Annotated in this window: 19 protein-coding genes; 13 read left to right on the top strand and 6 right to left on the bottom strand. The window is 64.6% G+C overall.

The features are described 5' to 3' along the window. Positions 1-185: 185 nt before the first annotated feature. The 5 genes from ABFX23_RS05550 (at position 186) to ABFX23_RS05530 (ending at position 4,822) form a co-directional block, all read left to right on the top strand. The gene (locus ABFX23_RS05550; RefSeq protein ID WP_346032110.1) at positions 186-1,361 is read left to right on the top strand and encodes an APC family permease; all 1,176 of its coding nucleotides are present in this window, start codon (positions 186-188) and stop codon (positions 1,359-1,361) included. A 73-nt stretch (positions 1,362-1,434) separates the two neighbouring features. Continuing rightward, complete coding sequence (locus ABFX23_RS05545; RefSeq protein WP_346032109.1) at positions 1,435-2,460, top strand: aspartate-semialdehyde dehydrogenase; 1,026 nt, start codon at positions 1,435-1,437, stop codon at positions 2,458-2,460. A 5-nt stretch (positions 2,461-2,465) separates the two neighbouring features. Continuing rightward, complete coding sequence (locus ABFX23_RS05540) at positions 2,466-3,011, top strand: hypothetical protein (protein ID WP_346032108.1); 546 nt, start codon at positions 2,466-2,468, stop codon at positions 3,009-3,011. Continuing rightward, entirely contained in the window at positions 3,008-3,763 is a 756-nt protein-coding gene (locus tag ABFX23_RS05535; RefSeq protein WP_346032107.1) for an alpha/beta fold hydrolase, read from the top strand. Before ABFX23_RS05540 ends, ABFX23_RS05535 begins: the two co-directional genes overlap by 4 nt. Before the next feature lie 51 nt (positions 3,764-3,814). After that, positions 3,815-4,822, top strand: a complete 1,008-nt coding sequence (locus tag ABFX23_RS05530) for a YncE family protein (RefSeq protein ID WP_346032106.1) — start codon at positions 3,815-3,817, stop codon at positions 4,820-4,822. Positions 4,823-4,887: 65 nt separating this feature from the next. On the opposite strand, the gene rplI is transcribed toward ABFX23_RS05530, so the two are convergent. The 3 genes from rplI to rpsF are packed head-to-tail and all read right to left on the bottom strand — an operon-like array spanning position 4,888 to position 6,148. Further along, positions 4,888-5,544 (bottom strand): 50S ribosomal protein L9, encoded by a 657-nt coding sequence (gene rplI, locus ABFX23_RS05525; RefSeq protein WP_346032105.1) that lies wholly within the window; start codon positions 5,542-5,544, stop codon positions 4,888-4,890. Between the two features lie 14 nt (positions 5,545-5,558). Then, positions 5,559-5,783, bottom strand: a complete 225-nt coding sequence (gene rpsR, locus ABFX23_RS05520) for a 30S ribosomal protein S18 (RefSeq protein WP_119584342.1) — start codon at positions 5,781-5,783, stop codon at positions 5,559-5,561. Then, a complete protein-coding gene (rpsF, locus tag ABFX23_RS05515; RefSeq protein ID WP_346032104.1) occupies positions 5,783-6,148 on the bottom strand; it encodes a 30S ribosomal protein S6 in 366 nt (121 codons plus the stop codon). The genes rpsR and rpsF overlap by 1 nt, the downstream gene beginning before the upstream one ends. 190 nt (positions 6,149-6,338) lie before the next feature. Between rpsF and ABFX23_RS05510 the strand changes: the two genes are divergently transcribed. Then, on the top strand, positions 6,339-6,848 hold the full coding sequence (locus tag ABFX23_RS05510; RefSeq protein WP_346032103.1) for a DUF3237 domain-containing protein: 510 nt from the start codon (positions 6,339-6,341) through the stop codon (positions 6,846-6,848). Between the two features lie 69 nt (positions 6,849-6,917). Continuing rightward, complete coding sequence (locus ABFX23_RS05505; RefSeq protein WP_346032102.1) at positions 6,918-7,865, top strand: DUF808 domain-containing protein; 948 nt, start codon at positions 6,918-6,920, stop codon at positions 7,863-7,865. A 4-nt stretch (positions 7,866-7,869) separates the two neighbouring features. Here ABFX23_RS05505 and ABFX23_RS05500 read toward each other — a convergent pair whose 3' ends face one another. Further along, positions 7,870-8,169 (bottom strand): hypothetical protein, encoded by a 300-nt coding sequence (locus tag ABFX23_RS05500; protein WP_346032101.1) that lies wholly within the window; start codon positions 8,167-8,169, stop codon positions 7,870-7,872. 47 nt (positions 8,170-8,216) lie between these two features. On the opposite strand from ABFX23_RS05500, the gene ABFX23_RS05495 reads away from it, so the two are divergent. After that, entirely contained in the window at positions 8,217-8,483 is a 267-nt protein-coding gene (locus ABFX23_RS05495; protein ID WP_346032100.1) for a hypothetical protein, read from the top strand. Between the two features lie 53 nt (positions 8,484-8,536). On the opposite strand, the gene ABFX23_RS05490 is transcribed toward ABFX23_RS05495, so the two are convergent. Further along, complete coding sequence (locus ABFX23_RS05490) at positions 8,537-9,946, bottom strand: Mur ligase family protein (protein WP_346032099.1); 1,410 nt, start codon at positions 9,944-9,946, stop codon at positions 8,537-8,539. A 123-nt stretch (positions 9,947-10,069) separates the two neighbouring features. On the opposite strand from ABFX23_RS05490, the gene ABFX23_RS05485 reads away from it, so the two are divergent. From ABFX23_RS05485 to dnaN, 4 genes are all read left to right on the top strand, one after another. Then, positions 10,070-10,900, top strand: a complete 831-nt coding sequence (locus ABFX23_RS05485) for an LD-carboxypeptidase (protein ID WP_346032098.1) — start codon at positions 10,070-10,072, stop codon at positions 10,898-10,900. A gap of 26 nt (positions 10,901-10,926) precedes the next feature. Continuing rightward, positions 10,927-11,859, top strand: coding sequence for an ACP S-malonyltransferase (gene fabD / locus ABFX23_RS05480; protein WP_346032097.1), 933 nt, complete (start codon positions 10,927-10,929; stop codon positions 11,857-11,859). 2 nt (positions 11,860-11,861) lie between these two features. Beyond that, the gene (fabG, locus tag ABFX23_RS05475; protein ID WP_346032096.1) at positions 11,862-12,626 is read left to right on the top strand and encodes a 3-oxoacyl-[acyl-carrier-protein] reductase; all 765 of its coding nucleotides are present in this window, start codon (positions 11,862-11,864) and stop codon (positions 12,624-12,626) included. A 149-nt stretch (positions 12,627-12,775) separates the two neighbouring features. Next, complete coding sequence (dnaN, locus tag ABFX23_RS05470) at positions 12,776-13,903, top strand: DNA polymerase III subunit beta (protein WP_120078371.1); 1,128 nt, start codon at positions 12,776-12,778, stop codon at positions 13,901-13,903. A gap of 37 nt (positions 13,904-13,940) precedes the next feature. Here the strand turns inward: dnaN and ABFX23_RS05465 are convergent, their stop codons facing one another. Continuing rightward, positions 13,941-15,257, bottom strand: a complete 1,317-nt coding sequence (locus ABFX23_RS05465; RefSeq protein ID WP_346032095.1) for an FAD-dependent oxidoreductase — start codon at positions 15,255-15,257, stop codon at positions 13,941-13,943. Positions 15,258-15,413: 156 nt separating this feature from the next. On the opposite strand from ABFX23_RS05465, the gene ABFX23_RS05460 reads away from it, so the two are divergent. Further along, positions 15,414-18,209 carry an EAL domain-containing protein gene (locus ABFX23_RS05460; protein ID WP_346032094.1) on the top strand — a complete coding sequence of 932 codons (2,796 nt, stop codon included), beginning with the start codon at positions 15,414-15,416 and terminating at the stop codon, positions 18,207-18,209. The last annotated feature ends 32 nt before the right edge of the window (positions 18,210-18,241 follow it).

The raw sequence follows: 18,241 nt of genomic DNA, 5'->3' as shown, positions 1-18,241 counted from the left end.
GCGACAATCGATCTAACCAGGATCGACCTGGTGACTGAAGGCCAGGGTGTTCCGTGTCACCTTGCCCAGAATTGAAGGTGAACGGTTAACACCGAGTTACCGAACACGGTTAGCAGCAAGTTAACCACGAGCCATTGAGAGGGCCGCGCTTGCCATTGCGCCGCGCCGGTGCTTCACCCCCGCACATGAGTGGCACCAAGCTCAGCACCAACGCCGCCTTTGCCATGGCCGTTGGCGGGATGATCGGCGGCGGCATCTTCGCCACCATGGGCGTTGTCATCTCGGTGGCGGGCAAGTGGGCGTGGGCCAGCTTTCTCATCGGCGGGCTGATCGCTCTGGCCACGGCCCATTCCTACGGCTGCCTGACGCGGCAACTGGACAAGGCCGGTGGCGCTTTCGCCTACCTGCGCGATCTGGGGCACGACAAGGTGGCGCGCGTGGTCGCCTGGGCGCTGATGCTGGGCTACACGCTGACGGTATCGGTCTACGGCTATACCTTCGGGGCTTACCTGGCCCATGCCGTGGGCGGGCCGGGCTGGTTGCCGCAGGTGGCCGCCATCGCCTCGATCGCCATTCTCGCTGGCGTGAACCTGATGGGGGCAGGCGAGAGCAGCATGGTGGAAATCGTGGTGGTCTGGGGCAAGCTCGCCATCCTCGTGGTGCTGGCCGCCGTCGGCCTGGCGCAGTGGGACGCGGGCGAGCTTGTCGCCAGCGAAAGCACCGGCTCCGGCATCAGCGGCGCGATCATCGGCGCGGCGACCGTGTTCATGGCCTACGAAGGTTTCCAGTTGCTCGCCTACGACTACGACGAGATGGAAGACGGCAAGGCCATCGGCAAGGTGATGACCGTGGCCATTCTCGTCACCATTGCGGTCTATATCGTGGTGGTGCTGGGCACCGCGATGCTTGTGGGCGGCGATGCCATTGTGCAGCGGCAGGAGATCGCGCTGGCGGAGGCGGGACGGGCTGCTGCGGGCACCGCCGGGCTGGTGGCCGTCACGATCGCCGCGGTCTTCTCCACCGCGTCGGCCATCAACGCCACTATCTTCGCCACGGCGCGGCTGGGAAGGGAAGCGGCCGACGAGGAGGAAATGCCCGCCATCTTCGGCAGGACCGACAGCGAGGGCGTGCCCTACGCCGGCATCCTTGTCATCGCCATCGCCGCCAGCGCCATGGCCTTCTTCGGCGCGCTGGACCAGTTGGTGCAGGGGGCAAGCTTCGTTTTCCTGGCGGTGTTCGCCACGGTCAACTTTATCGCCTATATCCGCAATGTCGCGCACCGCGGCGTGGCCATCGCGGGCTGCCTCGGCGCGCTGGCGGCGATCGTCCTGCTGGCCCTGCATCTCGCCGGTATCGTATGAAACCGCAATTACGGTTGCATGTGCGAAAAGGCACGCTAGCTAGCGCGCGTCAATCAATGGAAGTGAGTTTGAAATGGGTTATCGTGTTGCCGTAGTCGGTGCGACGGGAAATGTCGGGCGCGAGATGCTCGCCATCCTGGCCGAGCGTGAGTTTCCGATGGACGAGGTGGCCGCAGTCGCCTCCGGACGGTCGACCGGCACCGAGATCGAGATCGGCGACACCGGCAAGATGCTGAAGTGCAAGAACCTCGAGCATTTCGACTTTTCCGGCTGGGATATCGCCCTTTTCGCCTGCGGTAGCGAGGCGACCAAGACCTATGCTCCCAAGGCGGCGGCTGCCGGTTGCGTGGTGATCGACAACAGCTCGCTCTACCGCATGGATCCTGACGTGCCGCTGATCGTGCCCGAGGTGAACCCCGACGCCATCGACGGCTATACGAAGAAGAACATCATCGCGAACCCCAACTGCTCCACCGCGCAGATGGTGGTGGCGCTGAAGCCGCTGCACGATGCCGCCACGATCAAGCGCGTGATCGTCTCCACCTATCAGTCGGTTTCCGGCGCGGGTAAGCAGGGTATGGACGAGCTGTTCGAACAGAGCCGCGCGATCTTCGTGGGCGACCAGGTGGAGCCGCGCAAGTTCACCAAGCAGATCGCCTTCAACGTCATCCCGCACATCGACACCTTCATGGACGACGGTTCCACCAAGGAAGAGTGGAAGATGGTGGTGGAAACCAAGAAGATCCTCGACCCCAAGGTGAAGGTAACGGCCACCTGCGTGCGCGTGCCCGTGTTCGTGGGCCACTCCGAAGCGATCAACCTGGAGTTCGAGAAGGAAATCTCCGCCGAGGAAGCGCAGGATATCCTGCGTGAGGCGCCCGGCATCATGCTGGTCGACAAGCGCGAGGACGGCGGATACGTCACCCCGGTGGAAAGCGCAGGCGACAGCGCCACCTACATCAGTCGCGTGCGCGAGGATTCCACCGTCGATAACGGCCTCGTCCTGTGGTGCGTCAGCGACAACTTGCGTAAGGGTGCGGCATTGAACGCCGTGCAGATCGCCGAGCTTCTCGGCCGTCGCCACCTGAAAAAAGGATAATGCCAATGCGCCGCCTTGCCCTGATCGCCCTTCCGCTGTTTCTCGCCGCCTGCGGCGATGCACCGGAGAGCGAAGGCGAGGCGGGCGCCGGGCAGGGCACGATCGAGCCGGTCGCCGACGCGACGCTGGAGCTACAGGGCACGGGCATCGTGATCCCCGCGCAGGCCGGCTTCGAGGAACTGGCCGTGCCTTTCGGCTCCGCCCGCGCGCCGACGGAGGCAACGCTGGCCAATCTCGTCGGCAGCGCCATCGACGAGAGCGACGAGCCGAACGAGTGCGGCCTCACCTTCACCAGTTTCGAGGGGCTGAGCCTCAATTTCCGCGACGGACAGTTCGTCGGCTACACCGCAGAGGCACCCTATGTGCCCGAAACCACGCGCGGAGAAATGCTGGCGGGTGATAATGTCACGATGGTGGAAGACAGCACCGTGGGCGAGGAATTCGTGATCGGCGCGGAAGCGGGGCCGGAGATTACCGGCCTGTTCTTGGGCGAGAGTGACGATGCCGCCGTCCAGATGCTGTGGGCGGGCGAGAACTGCATCGCGCGATGAGCGATATCCGCCGCGAAACCATCACCGCGCCTGACGGCACCCGCATCGCTGTCCATCGCATGGGCGAGGGCCGTCCGGTGCTCCTGTTCCACGGCCTGTTCTCCAGCGCCGAGATGAACTGGATCAAGTTCGGCCATGCCGCGCTGCTGGCCGAGAACGGCTTCGAATGCATCATGCCCGACTGGCGCGTGCACGGCGAAAGCGACGGCCCCACGGACGCCGCGCTCTACGCCCCCGGCGTGCTGGTGCGCGACGCGCTGCATATCGTCGAGACGCTGGGGCTGGAGGACTACGACCTCGTCGGCTTCTCTCTGGGCGCGCGCACGGCCACCAGTGCCGTGATCGCGGGGCTGAAGCCGCGCCGGCTGGTGCTTGGCGGCATGGGGATAGAGGGGCTTTCCAACTGGCAGGCCCGCAGCGCCTTCTTCGTCGACATGATCGACCGCTTCGACACCATCGAGCGCGGCGATCCCGCCTTCTTGGCGAAAAGCTTCATGAAAGGGCAGGGCATCGATCCCGTCGCCGCGCGCCTGCTGCTGACGCAGGGCGTGGAGGATATCGCGATGGAGGATCTCGCGAAGATCACCATGCCGACGCTGGTGCTGATCGGGGATGAGGACCGTGACAACGGCTCGCCTGAGAAGCTGCGCGATGCGCTTCCCGATGCGACGATGGCGGTCGTTCCGGGCAATCACATGGGTAGCGTCACCAAGAAGGACATGGGCCGCGCCATCCTCGACTTCCTTTCGTAGCGTGCGCTGCTAGGCTCCGCTCCGGGACACGGAACCGGAGAGCCAGCCATCATGCGCCTGCCAATCGCCATTACCGCCCTGTTCGCGCTTGCGGCTTGCAGCGCCGCCGCCGGGACGCAGGCGCCTGCTTCGTCTTCCGATGCCGCCACCGGCACGCTGTTCGTCGCCAACAAGCGCGGGGCCAGCGTGTCGCGCATCGATCTTGCCAATGGCGAGGAGACGCAGCGCGTCGACACTTGCGAGAACCCGCACGAGCTTTCGATCTCCCCTGACGGAGAGCGATTGATCGTGGCGTGCTACTCGGGACGATCGGCCGAGATCTATTCCATCGCAGATCTCTCCCCTGTCGAAGTGCTTGACCTGGGCGAGGGAGCGCGTGCGCACGTGGCGTTGTGGCTGGCAGACGACCGCGTCCTGGCAGGGGCAGAGGGGCGCGGCTCCATCGTGCAGCTGCTGGACGTGGGCGGGAGGCTGACGGGCACCTTCGAACATGAGGTCGGCGAGGTTGGCCCGCACCTGTTGGCAGTGGATGTCGCGGCGAACAGGGCCTGGGGCACGATCATCCCGACCGGCGAAGTGGTTCTGTGGGACATTACGCCGGGCGCGATTGGCGAACTGGCGCGAGCCCGCATCGGCAACGCGATCGAGGCGATTGCCCTTTCGCCGGACGCGAGCAGCCTGTGGGTTTCCTCCAACGAGGACAATGTGGCCTACCGCCTCGACCCGGTAACGCTGGAGGTGCAGGCCGAAGTCCCGACCGGCGAGGTGCCGATCCGCCTCGCCATGCACCCTTCCGGCGATTTCGTGGTGAGCAGCAATTTCGGCAGCGGCGATCTGACCGTGATTGACACCGCCACGAATGGGGCCGTGCGCACCATCCCCGTTTCCGGCAGCAGCGATGCGGTGCAGGTGACTCTGGTGTTTAGCGAAGACGGGGAGCGGCTCTACGCCGCCGAAACCGCGACGGACACGATCGCGGAGATCGACTTTGCCAGCGGCGAGGTGCTGCGCCGCCTGCCCACGGGGCCGGGCGGCGACGGGCTAGCCATCATCGATTGATCGCCCACGAAAAAGGGGCGCTGCCATCGCTGGCAACGCCCCTGTTTTCGTCAGCCGCGAAAGGCTCAGGCGTTCTCTTCGCCTTCTTCGCTCTCGGCGTCTTCGGCCGATGCGTCTTCGGCGAGAACTTCGGCACCTTCTTCGGCGCTGGGCAGGTCGCCCAGTTCACGATCGGGGTCGAGTTCTTCCTGGAAGCCTTCACCGGCGATGGCAGCAGCTTCTTCTTCGGCAGCCTGCTTGAGGATGTCGACGCCCTGGCTCTGCAGCTCGGCTTCGTCTTCCGAACGCGCCACGTTGGCCTTGATCGTCACCTCGACTTCGGGGTGCAGGCGGATGGTCACGTCGAACATGCCGATGGTCTTGATGGGCGCGCCCATGATGACCTGCTTCTTGTCGATGTCGTGGCCCTTGTCGGCGAGGCCGGCAGCCACGTCACGCACGTTGACCGAACCATAAAGCTGGCCGGCGTTCGAAGCGGCACGGATCAGGACGATCTCGGTGCCTTCGACCTTTTCGCCCTGCTTTTCGGCGTCGGTCCGACGTTCGGCGTTCTCGGCTTCCAGCTTCTCGCGGTTGGCTTCGAAGACCTTCTTGTTCGCCTCGTTGGCGCGAAGGGCCTTCTTCTGCGGCAGCAGGAAGTTGCGGGCGTAGCCGTCCTTCACGGTGACGATGTCACCGATCTGGCCGAGGCCGCCAACGCGTTCGAGGAGGATGATATCCATGTGTCTTGCTCCTCTTACTTCACGATGTAGGGCAGCAGGCCCAGGTGGCGGGCGCGCTTGATGGCCTTGGCCAGTTCACGCTGCTTCTTGGCAGAAACGGCGGTGATGCGGCTGGGCACGATCTTGCCACGCTCGGACATGAAGCCCTGCAGCAGGCGCACGTCCTTGTAATCGATTGCGGGGGCGTCCTTGGCCGCGAACGGGCAGGACTTGCGACGACGGTAGAACGGACGGGCCATCAGTTGCGCTCCTCACGGTCGGACCGCTTCTTCTTGTCGCGATCGTTCTTGCGCATCATGACGGACGGGCCGTCTTCGTGCTCTTCCACGGCGATCGTCAGCCAGCGGATGATGTCTTCGTTGATGCGGTTCTGGCGCTCCAGCTCGGCCACCAGAGAGCCGGGGCCCTCGATGTTGAGCATGACGAAATGCGCCTTGCGGTTGCGGTCAATCTTGTAGGCGAGGGACTTGAGGCCCCAGGTCTCGGTCTTCACGACCTTGCCGTCGTTGGCTTCCACGATTTCCGTGGCACCAGCGGCAAGCGCATCAACCTGAGCCTGGCTCAGGTCCTGACGCGCGAGGAAAACATGCTCGTAACGAGCCATGCGCGCTTCCTTTCACTTCCTGCCGATCGCTGACATTGGCACGGCGAATTCCGCGCGCGTCCCTCCGGCTTTCTTGGTTTTTCCGCCTGGGGCAACTTATGCCCCGATTCAGCAGAAGGCGCGCACATAGCGGGATTGGCGGAGATTGCAAGGGCGGTTACGGTCTCCGGCAAGAGGAGGGATTCGTCCAATGCGCTTAATACTGGCCGCCGTTGCAGCCGCCATTGCCACACCTGCTGCCGCGCAGGAAGCCCCCGTGCCGCCCGAACCGGGGCTGGAGCTGCTCTATCGCTCCGTCGTCACCCTTGGCGAAGTGATCCCGGTGGGGGAGACGCCGCGCGGCGTGCGCCGCATCATTCCCATCACCGGCGGCACCTTCGAAGGGCCTGACATGCGCGGCGAGATCCTGCCGATGGGGTGGGACTGGCAGCTCGATCGCTCCGACGGGTGCAGCGATATCGTGGCGGACTATTTCCTGCGCACCGACGACGGCGTCGTCATCAACGTGGTGAACACCGGGACGCTGTGCATGCCCGTGCCCGGAGAAGCGCCGCCGCCACCCGCGCGGACCAGTCCTGCCTTCGAGGCGCCGCTGGGCGAATACGATTGGCTCACCCGCGGGGCTTTTGTTGGCACGCTGGGCTTCGACCCTGCCGTGAGCGAACCGCACGTCGTCATCACTGTCTATCGGGCCAATTGAGAATCCTTCAGGGCGGATAGAAATTCGCTCCCGAACGTAGATGCCCATCCGAACTGTAAAGGAAATTCCATGCCCGGTGGCCTCGTAGCCCTGCTCGACGACGTATCCATCATCGCCCGCACGGCTTCCGCCAGTGTGGACGATATCGCCGCCGCCGCGGGGCGCGCCGGGTCCAAGACGGCGGGCGTGGTGATCGACGATGCGGCGGTTACGCCGAGCTATGTCACGGGCCTTTCGCCCGCGCGCGAACTGCCGATTATCTGGAACATCACCAAGGGCAGCCTGAAGAACAAGCTGTTGATCCTGCTGCCGGGCGCATTGTTGCTAAGCGAGTTCCTGCCGCAGGCGATCGTCTTCATCCTGATGCTGGGCGGCGCCTACCTCTCCTACGAAGGGGCGGAAAAGGTGATCGAGAAACTGGGCGGCGCAAAGCACGGCAAGACCGTGGACGACGAGATCGACGATCCCGTCGCGTTCGAGAAGCAGCGCACATCGGGCGCAATCCGCACCGACCTGATCCTGTCCGCAGAAATCATGGCGATCACGCTCAATGAAGTCGCCGCGGAAGACCTTCTCACCCGCGCGGGCGTGCTGGCGCTGGTGGGTGTTGCCGTGACCATTGCCGTCTACGGCGCGGTGGCGCTGATCGTGAAGATGGACGATGTGGGCCTGCACATGTCCAAGGAAGCCTTGACCGACGCGGGCAAGCGGTTCGGCCGTTTCCTGCTGAAGGCCATGCCCAAGCTGTTGGTGGCGCTATCCTTCATCGGCACCATCGCGATGCTGTGGGTCGGCGGCGGGATTATCCTGCACGGTCTCGCGGAAATCGGCATTTCCGGACCGGAGCACTGGGTGGAAGGCATCGAGCACGGCGTCTCCGCCATCGCGGGCGGACTGCTGGGCTGGCTGACCTTTGCCGGCCTGTCAGCGCTTACCGGCCTCGCGCTGGGCGCGGTAATCGTCTTCGTGCTCCACAAGGTACTGGGCCTCGGTCACGAGACCGGGGCGGGGCACTAGCCTCTTACGCGGCGCTGCGCCGCTGGCGGCGCTCGGCCTGCAGCCAAGCCTCTTCGGTCGGCCAGTTGCGACCGTCCTCGGCCTCCACGCGGCCATCGGGGTGGATGATGACCCAGCCATCCTCGTCCACCGCGCGCGGATCGAGCACGAGCGGGGTAAGGCGGCGGTCCTGCGCGATCTGCCAGCCGATCACGTTGCATTTCACCAGGTCCACCTGGTTATCGTCGAAATAGGCGTGGACCATGTAGGTGCCGGGCGCCGCATCCAGCATCCCCACACCGCTCTGGCGGTAACTTTTCTGCATTTTTACAGGCCCTTGCCTCTCGTTCGACTGCGATGCGAGAGCGCATTATGGCTCACAATCGTTGCAAAAGGCTTTCAGGTAAGATCGTGGCCACAATGGCCGCACGAGCGCGGCGGACGGTCCGGCCGGACGACATGGCCCGTTCTGCTGTCGCCTGCAATGTGGGCATCATTCACCGGCTCACGGCAATTCGGGCACCTCGGGAAAGCCCCGGCCACAAGAAAGCAGTTGATGTAGCCCACTATTCCTATGAGAAGCGCAGCCGGCGCGTCTTTGCCTTCAGCCCATTGCTGATACAGTCCGACAAGACCTGATATCGTGAACAGCGTCCATACGCCGTTGAATAGCTAAGCCTTGGCGTACGTGCTCACAGACGTTTCAGCAGCCCTTGCGCAAAGGTCGTCAGCGTATCGTCGCGCGCGCCCATCACTGCCACGCGGTCGCCCGTCCGGGCCAGTTCGACGATGCGATCGCCGCAGCCCTCTCGCGTTTCAATGTATTCGGCGTTCCCACCGGCCTCGCGGATCAGCTTGACAATCCGCTCGCTGCCCTCGCTGCGATCCACCGTGCCGCCGAAATAGACCGGCTCACACATGATGGTGAAGTCGTCCGGCCCCAGTTCCTCGGCAAAAGTGTGCGCCAGTTCCGTGCCCATCTGCTTGAGCGGACCGTAACCGTGCGGCTGGAAGAAGGCGATCACGCGGCCTTCCTGCGCTTTCAACGTGCGCAGGGTGGCGCGGGCCTTTTCCGGGTTGTGGCCGAAATCGTCGATCACGGTCACGCCGCTCTCGCTGGTGCCGATGACGTCGAAACGCCGGGCAAGGCCCTTGAAGGCGGAGAGCGCCATCGCCGCGTCGTGCACCGGGATGCCTGCCGCGACAGCCGCGGAAATGGCCGCCAGCGCATTCTCGAGATTGTGCCGCCCCGGCATGGGCAGGCGCAGCGAGTGGCCCACGTCCTTGCGCCGGTCGACGAGGATCGCATCCGTCTCGGTCTCGCTTTCGAAAATGGTCCCCGGTTCGATGCCGAAAGTCGCCTTGTGGTTGTCGATCCCGAAAGAGATCACCTTCTTGCACCTGCGCGCGAGAAACTCCGCGTCCTCATCGTCGAAGTTCACCACGGCCACGTCTGCGCGCAGCACGAATTCGCCGAACAGGTGGCGCAGTTCTTCCATGCTCTTGTGATCGAGGCTGACGTTCAGCAGCACGGCCACGGTGGGATTGTAGAGCGCGATGGAGCCGTCGCTCTCGTCCACCTCGCTCACGAACACGTCACTACGGCCGACCACGGCGCTGGCGAAGGGATTGTCGGGCGAGGCGAAGTTCTTCATCACCGCGCCGTTCATGATGGTGGGCGAATGGCCGGTATATTCCATGATCCAGCCGAGCATGGCGGTGGTGGTGGACTTGCCGCTGGTGCCGCCCACCGCCAGCGAGACGGGCGCGGCGTTGAACAGTTTCGACAGCAGTTCGGCCCGGGTGAGGCGCGGGCAACCCAGCGTTCGCGCGCGGATAACCTCGGGCACGGTGTCCTCGATCGCGGCGCTTGCCACCAGCACCTGGTTCGCGCTGGTGAGCCCGCTACCGTCCTGCGGAAACAGCTTGAAGCCGCGCCTTTCCAGCCAGGCGAACTTTTCCGGTGTGCGCCCCTGGTCGAAGCTGCGATCAGATCCGGCGACTTCCGCTCCCAGGCCTTTCACGATCTGGGCGAGGGGCAACATGCCCGAGCCGCCGATGCCGCAGAAGAAATACGATAGGGAGGACTTTTGCTCGTTCATCACCGTCCTCCTAGACATCTTGGGAAGGGTCGTGAAGGTGCGTTCTGTGCGGGCCTGCGGATCGTCCCGAAACGGCATCGTTGCAGGGGTGACGGAAAGCTACGGGCAGGCTAGGCGATGAACATGACGACGCGCATCACCTGTGTCTGCCCCGGCAAGCCGATCCGCCGCGAACGTGCCGACGCCGTGCTGGCTCTTGCCGAAGCCGAGTTCCCTCGCATCGAGCTGAGCTTCGCTGACCAGTGCTTTGAAGAACATGGCCATTTCGCAGGCGACGATTCGCAGCGGCTGAATGCCTTCCTTGCCGCCGCCAACGATCCGCAAGTCGACGCGGTGTGGTTCGCCATGGGCGGCTACGGCGCGATGCGTATTGCCGCGCCTGCCATCGCCGGGCTGACGCAGGCGGCGCGGGGCAAGACCTTCCTCGGATACTCCGATGCAGGCACCATGCTGGCCGCGCTCTACCGTGCGGGGATCGGCAAACCGGTGCACGGGCCGCTGGCAGGCGACGTGCGGCGCGAGGGCGGCGAGGACGCGGTGCGCCGCGTGCTGCGATACCTCTCCGGCGAGGAGGTGGCGCTGGAGGGAGGCCTCGACGAACGGCCCGTCGCGGCGTTCAACCTGATGACGCTGGCCATGCTGTGCGGGACCGAACTGATGCCGGATCTTTCCGGCCATGTCGTGCTGGTGGAAGAAGTGGCAGAGCACCTCTACGCCGTCGACCGCCTCTTCTTCCACGTGACGCAGCACCTTCGCGGCATTGCGGGCCTGCGCCTCGGCCGCATCGGCGACGTGCCGGAGAACGACCGGCCTTTCGGCATGACCGAGGAGGAAATCGCGATGTACTGGTGCGAGCGCAGCGGCATCCCCTACCTCGGGCGGGCCGACATCGGCCATGACGCGGCAAACGCAATCGTGCCCTTCGGTGTTGCACGAAGCGCCGTCGGGGCATAGGCCCCGCGCGCAAGAAAGGAATTCACATGATTGCATTCGTATTTCCCGGCCAGGGAAGCCAGAAGGTCGGCATGGGCGTGGAGCTTGCCGAAGCCAGCAACGTGGCGCGCGAGGTGTTCCAGGAAGTGGACGACGCGCTGAACCAGAAACTGGCGCAGCTGATGGCCGAGGGGCCCGAATCCGAACTTACCATGACGGCCAATGCCCAGCCCGCGATCATGGCCAATGCCATTGCCGTGGCGCGCGTGCTGGAAGACGGCGGCTTCTCGCTGGCGGAGAAGGGCGATTGCGTCGCCGGTCACTCGCTGGGTGAATACTCGGCGCTCGCTTCGGTGGGTGCTTTCACCCTGTCCGACACGGCCAAGCTGCTGCGCACGCGCGGCATCGCGATGCAGGATGCCGTGCCGATCGGCCTTGGCGCGATGTGCGCGCTGCTGGGCGCGGACCTCGAGAAGGCGCAGGCACTGGCGGAAGCCGCTGCCGAGGGGCAGGTGTGCGAGGTGGCGAACGACAACGATCCGACGCAGGTCGTGCTGTCGGGCCACATGCAGGCGATCGACCGCGCGGTGGAGCTGGCGAAGGAACACGGCATCAAGCGCGCCGTGAAGCTGCCGGTGTCCGCGCCGTTCCACTGCTCGCTGATGCAGCCCGCGGCGCAGCGCATGCAGTTTGCGCTCAATGACACGCCGCCCAACGCTTTCCGCCTGCCGCTCTATGCCAACGTGACGGCCGCCGAAGTGACCGATGCCGCCACGGAGAAGGATCTGCTGGTGCAGCAGATCACCGGCCGCGTGCGCTGGCGCGAGAGCGTGTTGGCGATGGAAGCGGCCGGCGTTACGCACTTCATCGAACTGGGCGGCAAGGTGCTTGGCCCGATGATCCGCAAGATCGCGCCCGATGCCACGGCCACCAGCGTGGTGAGCATGGAAGACATTGAAGCTCTGGCAAAGGAAATCTGACGATGTTCGACCTCAAGGGCATGACCGCTCTCGTTACCGGTGCCAGTGGCGGCATCGGTTCTTCCATCGCCTATGCCCTCGCGCGGCAGGGTGCGCGGCTGGCACTTTCCGGCTCCAACGGGCAGAAGCTTCGCGCTTTTCGCGAGCAACTCAACGAGGACGTGCCGCACCACGACAACGACGGGCACGTGGAAATCACCTGCAACCTCTCCGACTCGACGCAGGTCGAGGAACTGATGCCCGCCGCGCTCGATACGCTGGGCAAGGTCGATATCCTGGTGAACAACGCCGGGATCACGCGCGACAACCTCGCCATGCGCATGAAGGACGAGGAATGGGACGAGGTGATCAAGATCAACCTCGAGAGCACCTTCCGCCTGATGCGCGCCAGCGCCCGCCCGATGATGAAGGCGCGCTTTGGCCGCATCATCAACATCACCAGCGTGGTGGGCGCGACCGGCAACCCCGGCCAGATGAACTACTGCGCTGCCAAGGCAGGCGTGGTCGGCATGAGCCGTTCGATGGCGCAGGAACTGGCCGCGCGCGGCATCACCGTGAACTGCGTGGCCCCCGGCTTCATCCGCTCCGCCATGACGGACGCGCTGGACGAAAAGCAGAAAGACGCGATCAACGGCCGCATCCCCATGGGTCGCATGGGCGAGGGCGACGATATCGGCGCGGCTGTCGCCTATCTCGCCTCGAAGGAAGCGGGTTACGTGACGGGCCAGGTACTGCACGTGAACGGCGGCATGGCGATGCTGGGGTAGTTTTCCCCAAGGAATCCGTCGCTCTGCGTCCGAATCCTTGCCCGAGACTATGCCTGCGCTAAGGATGAACGAGCAATTTTACCGGCGCAGCCATGCGAATCCGGGCTCTCCCCGGCACCGCAGCGTCAGAGTTTGAGGAACGATTTGCGATGAAGGCCACCATCGAACGCGCGAAGCTGCTGCGTTGTCTCTCTCACGTCCAGTCGGTGGTGGAGCGGCGGAACACCATCCCGATCCTCTCCAACGTCCTGATCGAAGCGGACGAGGGCGGCCACGTGAAAGTCATGGCGACCGACCTCGACCTGCAGGTCGTCGAGAGCCTGGAAGCCAACAGCGTGGAAAGCGGGGGCGCGATCACCGTTTCCGCGCATCTGCTGTTCGACATCGCCCGCAAGCTGCCCGACGGCAGCGAGGTTTCGCTGGAAACCGCGGAGAACCGCATGACGATCAAGGCCGGGCGCAGCCGCTTCTCGCTGCCGACCCTGCCGCGCGACGATTTCCCGGTGATCGTGGAAGGCGACCTGCCGACCAGCTTCGAACTGCCCGCCGCCACGCTGGCCGAACTGATCGATCGCACGCGCTTCGCCATCTCCACCGAGGAAACGCGCTATTACCTGAACGGCATCTTCTTCCACGTGTCTGACGAGGATGGCGGCGTGCTGAAGGCGGCCGCCACCGACGGCCACCGTCTGGCGCGCTACACCCTGTCGCGCCCTGCCGGGGCCGAGGGCATGCCCGACGTGATCGTTCCGCGAAAGGCCGTGGGCGAACTGCGCAAGCTGCTGGAAGAGGCGATGGAGGGCAATGTCCAGATCGATCTCAGCCCGTCCAAGATCCGTTTCACGCTTGGCGGAGAGGGCGGCGTCGTCCTCACCAGCAAGCTGATCGACGGTACATTCCCGGATTATTCGCGCGTGATTCCAACGGGTAACGACAAGCTTCTAAAGGTCGATCCGAAGTCGCTGTTCTCCGGCGTTGACCGCGTGGCCACCATCGCCACGGAAAAGACCCGCGCTGTGAAGATGGGTCTTGAAGGCGACAAGGTGACGCTGACCGTCACCAGCCCCGACAACGGCAACGCGACCGAGGAAGTGCCCGGCCAGTACGGTGCCGACGGCATGGAAATCGGCTTCAACGCCGGATACCTGAAGGACATCCTCCACCAGATCGATAGCGACACGGTGGAAATGCACTTTGCCGACGCCGGTGCCCCGACGCTGATCCGCAAGGACGAAGGCAGCCCCGCACTCTACGTGCTGATGCCGATGCGGGTGTAAGGGTGGGCGCTTCGGCGCCTTCCAGATTGGCGCCTGCCTAGTCCGCCGCGCGGATCATTGCCTCGATATCGATGAACTTCTCTCGCGGGGATCCCTCGCGCGCGGCGGCGGCCTCGGCTTCCTCGATCTTCTTCCAGTCTCGGAAGGTGACGACGTCCAGCCCTTTCTCGGCAGCGAACGCGTCGAATCCCTCGCGCCCCTTCTTGTCGCCGCGTCCCAGTGAACCGCTGGCAATGTCGGCAGCGATCTTCTCCACGATGCCGAAGCCGTCGGGCTTGTTGGTGCCGATGGTTCCGGACGGGCCGCGCTTGGCCCAGCCGACGCAGTAAAGGCCGGGCAGGATACGCCCGTCGTCGTTGGCGAAGCGGCCCTGCCGCTCGTCGAACGGGACGCCCGGAATGGGCGCGGTGCGATAGCCGATGCAGCTGATCACCAGGTCGGCGGGCAGGCGCTCCACTTCGCCGGTGCCGACCGCGCGGCCCCGCTCCAGCCGGGTGTGCTCCACTTCCACCGCTTCAACCCTGTCCTCGCCCACCAGCGCGCGGGGCTGGACGAAGAAGGCAAATTCGATGGCGATGCGCTTCTCGGCGCGGATGTGTTCGGGCGTCGCGGCGAATTCGCGCAGCAGGGCGACGGATTTGCGCAGTCCCGGCTCCAGGATGGCATCCTCGGCCTCTTCGGGCAGGTCGCCTGTGTCTACATGCGGCGCAGCATGGTCGAGCTGGCCCAGTTCACCCAGTTCCTTGGGCGTCATCATGATCTGGTGCGGCCCGCGCCGGCCCAGCAGCACGATCCGCTCGATCTTGCTGGCGGTGAGCGCATCCAGCGCATGGCCGACGATGTCCGAACCGTCGAATTCGGCCCCTTTCTTGGCCAGCATGCGCGCCACATCCAGCGCCACGTTCCCCATGCCGATCACAACCGCAGTATTGCCCGACAAGTCCGGATCAAGCTCGGCGAATTGCGGATGGCCGTTGTACCAGCCGACGAAGGCCGCGCTGCCGAAGCAGTTCGCCAGCTCTTCGCCGGGAATGCCGAGCTCCCGGTCCTGCGGGGCACCGGTCGCCAGCACCACGGCATCGTACAGCTCCTGCAACTGCGCGATGGAAATGTCGCTGCCGATCGAGACATTCCCGACAAAGCGGACATTGTCCGTAAGCGCGGTTTTCTCGTAGCGACGGGCGACACCCTTGATCGATTGGTGATCTGGCGCAACGCCGGTGCGGATCAGCCCGTAAGGCACTGGCAGGCGGTCGAAAATATCGACGCGCACGTCCTCGCCAAACTGCTTCTGCGCTGCCTCGGCGGTGTAATATCCTGCCGGCCCCGAGCCGATGATCGCAATATGCCGCATCCAGCGCCTCTCCTGATCGAATGGTGCGTTGGGGAAAGTCTAGCGAATTAACCGTGTCCGGCAATGCGCGTCCGTCTCCAATACCTCGCGAAAACAGAACGAAGTCCTGCGCTGCAATTAACTGTTCCTCAAAGGGCTTTCTGGCATGGGTCTGTCATGGAGAGTACTGCAGGCAAAGCCGTTGACCGGATCAAGCGCGCTGCGGCTGCAGAGGTGCGGTCCGTCGCGGGCGCGTCCGCGCAACGCCTTGCCAGAGCGCGAAATTCCGCAGCCGCGACCGCCGATGGCGCAGCGGAAGGGGCGACACAGGCCGGTGCGCCAGGGGCGAGAAGGCCCGCCGGAAAGGCGGATCGACGTAGTGACGAGCGCCGCAAGGGCATGCGCAGCCACGACAATCTCCCACCGGAGCACGTGCTGGCGGCAAGGCAGCTGTTCCCGCGGACCTGGCCGTTCCTGCCGCTGACCGTGTTCCTCGCCGTGCTGGGCTGCGCGAATGTCGCCAGCGGTCCGCCCGGCCTTGCTTCGGGAATGGCGTTCGGCGTCGCCATCGTCATGCTGATACTCAGTCGCTTGGTGTACGACCTTGTCATCACCCGCGATTACCAGTTCCAGGTCATCGGCCTGCTTGTGGCCGTGGTGATGCCATTGAGCCTGGTGGGATACGGGTTCACGACCTGGGGTTCGGCTGGAACGTTGCCGCCTGTCTATCTGGGTGCCGCCGTGTCCGCGATCTTCGCCATTGCGGCGATCTACCTTCGCCGTCACGCGCTTGGCATCGTGGCCGCGCAGATCGGCCTTTATGCGCCGATGTTCTTCAACAACAACGTCGCCGGCGGCCTGCTCGGCTTCCTGATGGCCCTGACCCTGGCAATGATCCTGAGTCGCCGGGAAATGGAGGAACAGGCGCGCCTGGAGGAAGCGCGTGCTGCGCAGGAGCGGATCAATACCCGCGCGCAGGATATCCTGTGGGACTACGAGCAGACCGGGCAGGGCTGGTTCTGGGAAACCGATCGTCGCTCGCTGCTGACATACGTTTCGCCGCCCGTGGCAGAAGCGCTGCGGCTGAAACCGCACAAACTCGTCGGCCAGCCGCTGACCCGGTTGTTCGATCTTGCGGACACCGGCGAGGAGGGCGAGCGAACCCTGTTGTTCCACCTCTCCGCTCGCTCTGCCTTCAGCGAGCTGTCGGTACGCGCGGCTATCGTGGACGAGGAGCGCTGGTGGTCGGTATCGGGCCGCCCGCTGTACGACCATTTCGACAATTTCATCGGTTTTCGCGGTTCCGGCACGGACCTGACGGAGCGCAAGCGTAGCCAGGAACACGCCACCAGGCTGGCGCGCTACGATTCGCTCACCGGCCTCGCCAACAGGTTCACCATGAGCCAGTCGCTGGAGAAGATCCTCTCCGCGCCGCAGATCATCGATCGCAGCTGCTCGGTATTCCTGCTCGATCTCGACCGGTTCAAGCAGGTGAACGACACGATGGGCCACCCGGCAGGCGACGCGCTGCTGAAGCAGGTATCCAGCCGCTTGCAGCGCGCCGTGGGCAAGATGGGGCAGGTGGGCCGCCTTGGCGGTGACGAGTTCAAGGTCATCATTCCGGGCCGGGTGCAGCACGACAAGCTGGACGAGCTGTCGCGCGAGATCATCAATTCGCTCTCGCAACCCTACACGATCGAGGGACAACGCGTGGTGATCGGCGCCTCCGTCGGTATTGCCATCGCGCCCGACGACGGCGCCACCAGCGAGGAAATCATCCGCAACGCGGACCTTGCGCTCTATGCCGCCAAGGACGGCGGGCGCGGGCGGTCCCATTTCTATTCGCAGGAACTGCATGCCGACGCGGAAGCACGTTCGCAGATGGAGGAGGATCTGCGCGATGCCCTGGCCAAGGGGCAGTTGCAGATGTTCTATCAGCCGGTCGTATCCACCACGACCGAGACCATCACCGGGTTCGAGGCGCTGATGCGCTGGCATCATCCGGTGAAGGGGTGGATATCGCCGCAGCGATTCATCGAATCCGCCGAAGACACCGGCATGATCCAGCAGCTCGGCGATTGGGCACTGCGCCAGGCGTGCGAGCAACTGGCCAAATGGCCGGAGGAAATCCGCGTCGCGGTGAACGTATCGCCGCTACAGTTCGCCAATCCGCAACTGCCAAGCATCGTCGCGAACGCCATCGCGACCACCGGCATCCATCCCTCGCAGCTGGAACTGGAGATCACCGAGTCGGTGTTCCTCCAGGATAGCGCGGACACCGATGGCATGTTCAAGGCCCTGAAGAACATCGGCGTCCGCCTCGCGCTGGACGATTTCGGCACCGGTTATTCCTCGCTCGGCTATCTGAAGAAGGCGCCGTTCGACAAGATCAAGATCGACAAGAGTTTCGTGCGCGGCGTGACCGAGAAAGGCAGCCGCAACGCCGCCATCATCGCCTCGATCACCAGCCTCGCGCACTCGCTTGGCATGGAGACGACGGCGGAAGGGGTGGAGACCATGGACGAGCTGGAGCTGGTGCGAATGCACGGTTGCAGCCATGTGCAGGGTTACATCTACGAACGGCCGCTGGATGGAGAACAGGCAAGCGAGCGCCTGGCAGCCGGCCTGGAAGCCGTGGCCCGTGGCCCCAGGTGCAGCCGTGCGCCGCGCCAGAAGATGCTGCGCAAGGTGGTGCTGGACCATGCCGGCCATCTCTACAACGGCACCATCCGCAACATCTCCACCACCGGGGCGCTGATCGAAGGGCTGTGGAGCGTGCCGGTCGGCACGATCTTCAAGCTGCAGCTTTCGCACACCTACACCGTCACCTGCACCACGCGCTGGAGCGAGGATGACCGGATGGGCGTGGAATTCGCTAATGCTCTGGCGCGGGACTCTGCGGGACGCATCGCGGCCATCGAGGCGGCGGCGCCGTCACCAATCAAGGAAGGCCAGGCGAAGCAGGCCGGTTAACGGGCGGCTTTGCTTCGCACTGAAGAAGGACA

This window comes from Erythrobacter westpacificensis (assembly GCF_039542285.1).
GTDB lineage: Bacteria > Pseudomonadota > Alphaproteobacteria > Sphingomonadales > Sphingomonadaceae > Alteraurantiacibacter > Alteraurantiacibacter westpacificensis.
The sequence above is the reverse complement of the archived record's forward strand: the minus strand, read 5'-3'. Positions and strand labels throughout refer to the sequence as shown.